Genomic DNA, 6796 nt, shown 5'->3' with positions numbered 1-6796 from the left:
ATGGTCGCACCTCGTGTAGGTGCGTGGATTGAAATACGGGCAGCCGCTCGTGCTGCAGCCATGGCAGCAGGTCGCACCTCGTGTAGGTGCGTGGATTGAAATTTCCAGATTGGTATAAGGTATATAACAAAAGTAATGGTCGCACCTCGTGTAGGTGCGTGGATTGAAATTTCAGGGTCAACGAGTCTCGAGTCAATGCCTTGTCGCACCTTATGTAGGTGCGTGGATTGAAATATTGATGTGCTGGCTGGGGCGTTCCGTGTGTTGAATGTCGCACCTTATGTAGGTGCGTGGATTGAAATGAATCAGCCTTTGCGGGCGTTAAAAAGACAGTCGACGTCGCACCTTATGTAGGTGCGTGGATTGAAATATAAAGAACCACAATAGTTTTGTCGTCATTGGCGTCGCACCTCGTGTAGGTGCGTGGATTGAAATGCAAAATACACGTAGATAGGGTATAATAACCCTGTCGCACCTCGTGTAGGTGCGTGGATTGAAATGATACGCTCCTTGAAATGGGATTGGGGTTGTGTAAGTCGCACCTCGTGTAGGTGCGTGGATTGAAATTATGGTGCGGGTGGACAATCTGAGGTCGCAGGTGTGGCACCTCGCGTAGGCGTGGATTGAAATATCATACGTATGCAGATCGCCGTACTCGCGAACGAGTCGCACCTCATGCAAGTGCCTGCATACACTCCCGCCGCATGGCGGCTGTTCTGGCGCAACCAATTGTACGCGCTTACAATCGCAAACGACTTCATTTTCCGCCATTTGCGGCTTCAAGATATGAAAAATGATTTTCATCTTTCGGGAAAATAGAGTAAAATACTTTTAGACTGCTTGCCGGAAATGGAGCGGTTCCTGTTGTATCGGGGGCGTTCGCGCATTTTCGCAAGGAAATAAGAATGTAAAGGGATGAATGAAGCACATGTCTAAACAGCAAATCGGCGTGATCGGCCTAGCCGTCATGGGAAAAAATTTGGCGCTTAATATTGAGAGCAGAGGATTTACCGTATCCGTATACAACCGTTCGCGTGAGAAAACGGATGATCTGATAAAAGAAGCAGCAGGCAAAAATCTTCATCCAGCGTATACAATTGAAGAATTCGTCGCTTCTCTGGAAGTGCCGCGCAAAATTTTGATCATGGTTCAGGCTGGACAAGGCACAGACGCAACCATTGACTCGCTCGTTCCTCATCTGCAGGAAGGCGACATTATTATCGACGGAGGCAATGCATACTTCCCGGATACACAGCGCCGGAGCAAGGACCTCGAAGCCAAAGGCTTCCGCTTCATCGGCACTGGCGTCTCCGGTGGCGAGGAGGGCGCGCTGAAGGGGCCGTCCATCATGCCGGGCGGACAAGAGTCGGCCTACAAGCTGGTGGAGCCGATCCTGACCGCGATCTCCGCCAAAGTAAACGGCGACCCCTGCTGTACGTACATCGGGCCAGACGGCGCGGGACACTATGTCAAGATGGTGCATAACGGCATCGAGTATGGCGATATGCAGCTTATTTGCGAAGCGTATCAACTGCTCAAGGATGTGCTGGGCGTGGATACGAAGGAGCTTCATGAGATTTTCACCGAGTGGAATAAAGGGGAGCTGGACAGCTACCTGATCGAGATTACAGCCGACATCTTCTCCAAGTACGATCCAGAGACAGGCAAGCCGATGGTGGACGTTATTCTGGACTCCGCAGGACAGAAGGGAACAGGAAAATGGACAAGCCAAAGCTCGCTCGACCTGGGCGTGCCGCTGTCCATCATTACCGAATCGGTATTCTCCCGCTTCCTGTCTGCGATGAAGGAAGAGCGCACCGCTGCCAGCAAGCTGCTGAAGGGGCCAGAAGCCAGAGCATTCCAAGGCGACAAGGCGGCATTCGTCGAGGCTGTTCGCAAAGCGCTGTTCGCCAGCAAGATCTGCTCCTATGCCCAAGGCTTCGCCCAGATGCGCGCGGCTTCCGAGGAGTATGGCTGGGATCTGCGCTATGGCGACATCGCGATGATCTTCCGTGGCGGCTGCATCATCCGTGCCGGCTTCCTGCAAAACATTAAGGATGCTTACGACAAAAATCCGGAGCTGCGCAACCTGCTGCTGGACGACTATTTCAAGCAGATCGTCGAGTCCTATCAGAGCGCATGGCGTGAAGTAGTAGCGACTGCTGTCGCTGCGGGCATTCCGGTACCGGCATTTGCCAGCGCGCTGTCCTACTATGACAGCTATCGCACAGAGCGCCTGCCAGCTAACCTGCTGCAAGCGCAGCGCGACTACTTCGGCGCTCACACCTTCAAGCGTGTGGACAAGGAAGGCACATTCCATTTCAACTGGATGGAGTAAGACAAGCGGAGCTTGATCAGCAATAAGGCTACTCCTGCGAGGGACGAATGGACTGCACCGCATCTGCTAGCAGCCGTTGCAGCCGATCCGACTCCTCGTAGCTGAAGCGCTGGTTGTGAATGATGAGCATCGCGGCCTCAGCGAATCGACTGAAGCCTCTCAGCAACTGCGGCTGCGGCACCCCAAGCATGCTTGGCTCGCCCGCAGCCGCTTTTTTTTTGATCCAGTCCAATATCCATATGACCTCAGAGCGGCATAGCGGATAGCCAGGCTCCAGATAGCGCCGCAGCTTCTGCTGCTCCAGCTCGCTCTCGGATGGCTGCGGCTTTCCGGCCCGACCTGATCCGCTTGAATCGTGGGCTTGGTTCATGGATGATCCCTCCCTTTATTAAATATTCAAAAATTGGATAGTATATCCATACGACAAAAAGGTATTTTTTATACCGTCCCTGTCCAAATAATAAGTGCCCTGCGCGAATAATATGGTATGATGTTTTTAAAAAATGGAAAGAGGAGTGCCCGACATTGTCTGCAAAGGCTGAAAATCCGTTAACTATTGTGCTCGTCGGCTTCATGGGAACCGGCAAATCCGCTGTAAGCCGTCTGCTGTCCGAGCAGCTTGGCCTGCGCTGCATCGATCTCGACGGCGAGATTGAACGGCAGGAGGGCAGAGCCATCCGCGATATATTTGCCGAGTCGGGGGAGGCGGTGTTTCGCGATGCGGAGAGCCGGGTGCTGACCGAGATGCTGACATTGCCTGAGGGCAAGGTGCTGGCTACAGGAGGCGGAGCTGTGCTGCGTGAGCAGAATCGGCAGCAGATGCTGCGCCATGGCTGGGTCATCGCGCTGACTGCCGAGGCGGAGGCCATCGTAAGCCGTGTCCGCAATGACAGTGCCCGTCCGCTGCTACAGGGGGATGTGGAGCAGCGTGTGGCTGCGCTGCTCTCGGAGCGTCGCGATGCGTATCGCTTCGCGCATGACACCATCGATACGACAGCGTTAGACGCGGCGGGTGTCACAAGCCGTATCGTGGAGCTGCTGGAGCAGCGGCGATGAAGCTGCCTCTGGCCGTGGCCGCTGGCGGCGCAATCGGGGCTCCGTTGCGTCTGGCGATGAGCCTATGGTTAACCCCGCATGGAATGCCGGGATTTCCGTGGGGCACACTGGCCTGCAACCTGAGCGGCAGCCTGGCGCTGGGTCTGTGGACAGGCTATGTGCTCGCCCGACCCGGAATGGCGGCGGTATGGAAGGAATTCGTCGGTACGGGACTGATCGGCTCGTACACGACGTTCTCGGCATTCAGCCTGGAGCTGGTGGTGCTGCTGCAGCATGGGGAAACCTTCGAGGCCGCCCTGTATTTCACCGTGTCGCTGCTGGCTGGACTTGTGCTGGCCGCAGCGGGACTGCAGCTCATGAGGAGCGCAGCAAGGAGGAATCGAGCGTGATCGACCTCGCAGCCTGTGCGCTGGGCGGCGCCCTCGGCTCGCTGCTGCGCTATGCAGGCGGCCGTATCGTTGCCCGCTATACCTCGCGCTCCTATCTAGCGACATTAGCCATTAATCTGACCGGGGCCATGCTGCTCGGTCTGCTATTCGGCCTTGGCTTGCAGCTTCGGCTCCCGCAGATGTATCTATTTGCCGCGACAGGCGTACTGGGCGGCTACACCACCTACTCCACCTTCATGGTACAGAGCGTCCTGATCGCCCAGGAACGCAAGCTTCCCCTTGTGGCAGGCTATCTGCTGCTAACCTGCGGCGGAGGCTTGCTGCTGTGCTGGGCGGGCTATCTGTGTGGCGTCCTGCTTGCCTGATGAATGATGAACGATCATGATATTATTTTATATAGAGGAGAAGATAAACGATGGATGTATTGGTTACTCCCACTCCGCGGCTGGAGGGCGAGCTTCAAGCGCTCTCTTCCAAAAACTATACGACCCGTTACCTGCTCGTGGCTGCGCTGGCCGAAGGGACGAGCACCATCTACTATCCGGCTCATAGCGAGGACAGCGATGCGATGCGTCGTTGTATCCGTGATCTGGGTGCTGTCATCGAGGAAGATGAGGAGAAGATTACGATTACCGGCTTTGGCAGCAAGCCGCGCGAGGTGAAGGAGCTGAACGTCGGCAACGCCGGAGCGGTACTGCGCTTTCTGATGGCTATTGCTTCGCTTCTCCCGGAAGTGACCTTCGTGAACACCTACCCGGATTCACTGGGCAAGCGTCCGCATGATGACCTCATCACGGCGCTTGAGCAGATGGGCGTCAAGGTCGACCATCAGCAAGGCAAGCTGCCGATCACGATTCATGGCGGTGCGGCCAAGGGCGGGAAGATTCAGGTATCTGGCAATGTCAGCTCTCAATTTTTGAGCGCGCTGCTGTTCCTGACGCCGCTGCTGCCGGAGGATAGCGAGATTGAAGTGCTGCATGATCTCAAATCCAAGGTCGTCATCGGGCAGACGCTGGAGGTGCTGGCACAGGCGGGGATTGTTATCGAGGCGAGCGAAGACCTGATGCACTATAAGATTCCAGGCAATCAGAAATATGCAGCCAAGCAATACATTGTCCAAGGCGACTATCCGGGCTCCGCTGCCGTGCTTGCAGCAGCAGCAGTTACACAGTCCGATGTGAAGATTCATCGTCTGGAGGAGCACAGCAAGCAGGGTGAACGCGCCATTATTGATGTGCTGCGCATGATGGAGGTGCCGCTGACGCATACGAACGGTCTCGTGCATGTGCAAGGCAATGGCAAGCTGAAGGCGGTCGAGTTCGACGGCGACGCAGCGACTGATGCGGTGCTGGCTATGGTGGCTGCGGCTGTATTCGCAGAGGGGACATCCCGTTTCTATAATGTAGAGAATCTGCGCTACAAGGAGTGCGATCGCATCACCGATTACCTGAACGAGCTGCGCAAGGCAGGCGCGAACGTGGAGGAGAAGCAGAGCGAGATCATCGTGCATGGCAAGCCGGAGGGCGTAGAGGGCGGCGTTGAGATCGACGCCCATTATGACCACCGGGTCATTATGGCATTGACTGTCGTCGGACTGCGTGCGCACAAGCCGATACGGATTCGTGACGCGCATCATGTCGCCAAATCGTACCCGATCTATTTCGACCATCTGCAGGCGCTTGGCGCAAAGGTAGAGTGGGTGGAAGCTTGAAGCAGCTACTGCACTGAAGCAGCAACAGCAACGAAACCTTATTTTAGAATGCTCGACTATATAAAGGAGGTCTGTCCTATGGCATATGAGCATCCTTCGCGCGATGAGATCAAGGCGCTGCTGCAGCGCACCTCTGTTATTGCTGTCGTCGGGTTATCCGACAAGCCTGACCGCGTCTCGTACATGGTATCGGAAGCGATGAAGGCTAAGGGGTATCGGATTATTCCGGTGAATCCGAACGCTGCCGAAATATTGGGGGAGACATGTTACCCGAGTCTGGCAGATATTCCTTTTCCGGTCGATATGGTTAATGTATTCCGGCGCAGCGAGCATTGCCCGCCAGTAGCCCAGGAGGCTGTACAGATCGGAGCGAAGGCACTCTGGCTGCAGCTAGGCATCCACAGCGAAGAGGCGGCGCAGATCGCCCGCGAGGGCGGGCTGGATGTGGTTATGGATCGCTGCATTAAGGTGGAGGATTCGATATTGCTGCCAGGTGGCAAGGGATAAGCCTGACTTCCATTTTGAGGAAGGGATAAAAACAGTCCTGCACTCCTACAATAAGAGAGGCTTCATGGACTCCGCACAGGTGCTCATGAAGACTACCCCCATTATGAGGAGGACAAGACATGAACGGAATGTCTTATCAGCCAGGATTTCAAGCGAGCCAAGCTTCCTTCAATCAGCAGAACCAATTTCAGCCGCAAGGCTATGTGCAGTCTCAATACCGTGGACAGATCCCTACGCAAAATGCCGGCCCGGTCATTTCTCATCTGGGCTACCAAGCTGGCCAGCAAGGTCAGATTGGTCAACAATACGGCATGCAGAACAGCCAGATGGGCATGGGTCAAGCACAAACACAATACCAACCGGTAATCTCCCACCTGGGCTACCAGGCAGGCCGGGATTATTATCCGCAAGCTGTGCAGCATAACAGCATGATGCAATCCCAGCAACAGCCCTATGCGCAGCAAAATAGCCAATATGCTTCGCAACCGGTCATTGCGCACTTTGGCGGCTACTCGATCAATAGCCAAGGAGCACAGAACCAAGCGAGCTACAATACAGGCTATCAGAACCAGAGCTTCCAGCCAGCTCATGCACAAACCCAGCAAAATCCTGTGCTGAATGCAACGAATGCCCATGCTCAGGACGGTCCGGTATTGGCGCATCTCGGCTATCAGGCCGGCAACAACGCGCAATTCGGGCAAAACGGCATGAACCGTTTCTAAGCTGGCGTTTAGCCAGGTAAGAAGAGGCGGCGAACCCTACGCGGTTCGCCGTTTTCTTTTTGACAAATTCGGG

Annotated in this window: 8 protein-coding genes and 1 CRISPR repeat array; of the genes, 7 read left to right on the top strand and 1 reads right to left on the bottom strand. The window is 55.3% G+C overall.

Annotated elements, in window-relative coordinates:
* Positions 1 to 3: 3 nt before the first annotated feature.
* Positions 4 to 567: direct repeats of the CRISPR family, unit length 32 nt; unit sequence GTCGCACCTCGTGTAGGTGCGTGGATTGAAAT.
* 361 nt (positions 568 to 928) lie between these two features.
* Positions 929 to 2338, top strand: a complete 1410-nt coding sequence (gnd, locus tag ACY1JZ_RS19320; protein WP_462630538.1) for an NADP-dependent phosphogluconate dehydrogenase — start codon at positions 929 to 931, stop codon at positions 2336 to 2338.
* 28 nt (positions 2339 to 2366) lie between these two features.
* Here gnd and ACY1JZ_RS19315 read toward each other — a convergent pair whose 3' ends face one another.
* On the bottom strand, positions 2367 to 2708 hold the full coding sequence (locus tag ACY1JZ_RS19315) for a hypothetical protein (protein WP_270172102.1): 342 nt from the start codon (positions 2706 to 2708) through the stop codon (positions 2367 to 2369).
* 155 nt (positions 2709 to 2863) lie between these two features.
* Here ACY1JZ_RS19315 and ACY1JZ_RS19310 point away from each other — a divergent pair, with 155 nt between their 5' ends.
* The 6 genes from ACY1JZ_RS19310 (at position 2864) to ACY1JZ_RS19285 (ending at position 6723) form a co-directional block, all read left to right on the top strand.
* Positions 2864 to 3394, top strand: coding sequence for a shikimate kinase (locus tag ACY1JZ_RS19310; protein ID WP_462630537.1), 531 nt, complete (start codon positions 2864 to 2866; stop codon positions 3392 to 3394).
* Positions 3391 to 3783 carry a fluoride efflux transporter CrcB gene (crcB, locus tag ACY1JZ_RS19305; RefSeq protein WP_462630536.1) on the top strand — a complete coding sequence of 131 codons (393 nt, stop codon included), beginning with the start codon at positions 3391 to 3393 and terminating at the stop codon, positions 3781 to 3783. Before ACY1JZ_RS19310 ends, crcB begins: the two co-directional genes overlap by 4 nt.
* Positions 3780 to 4148: a fluoride efflux transporter FluC gene (locus ACY1JZ_RS19300; RefSeq protein ID WP_462630534.1), complete on the top strand. Its 369-nt coding sequence runs from the start codon at positions 3780 to 3782 to the stop codon at positions 4146 to 4148. The genes crcB and ACY1JZ_RS19300 overlap by 4 nt, the downstream gene beginning before the upstream one ends.
* Before the next feature lie 50 nt (positions 4149 to 4198).
* Positions 4199 to 5494, top strand: coding sequence for a 3-phosphoshikimate 1-carboxyvinyltransferase (gene aroA, locus ACY1JZ_RS19295; RefSeq protein WP_270172097.1), 1296 nt, complete (start codon positions 4199 to 4201; stop codon positions 5492 to 5494).
* 78 nt (positions 5495 to 5572) lie between these two features.
* Positions 5573 to 6001, top strand: coding sequence for a CoA-binding protein (locus ACY1JZ_RS19290; protein ID WP_270172095.1), 429 nt, complete (start codon positions 5573 to 5575; stop codon positions 5999 to 6001).
* Between the two features lie 119 nt (positions 6002 to 6120).
* A complete protein-coding gene (locus ACY1JZ_RS19285; protein ID WP_270172093.1) occupies positions 6121 to 6723 on the top strand; it encodes a hypothetical protein in 603 nt (200 codons plus the stop codon).
* Positions 6724 to 6796: the final 73 nt, after the last annotated feature.

Source organism: Paenibacillus sp. J5 (genome assembly GCF_054955055.1).
The sequence above is the reverse complement of the archived record's forward strand: the minus strand, read 5'-3'. Positions and strand labels throughout refer to the sequence as shown.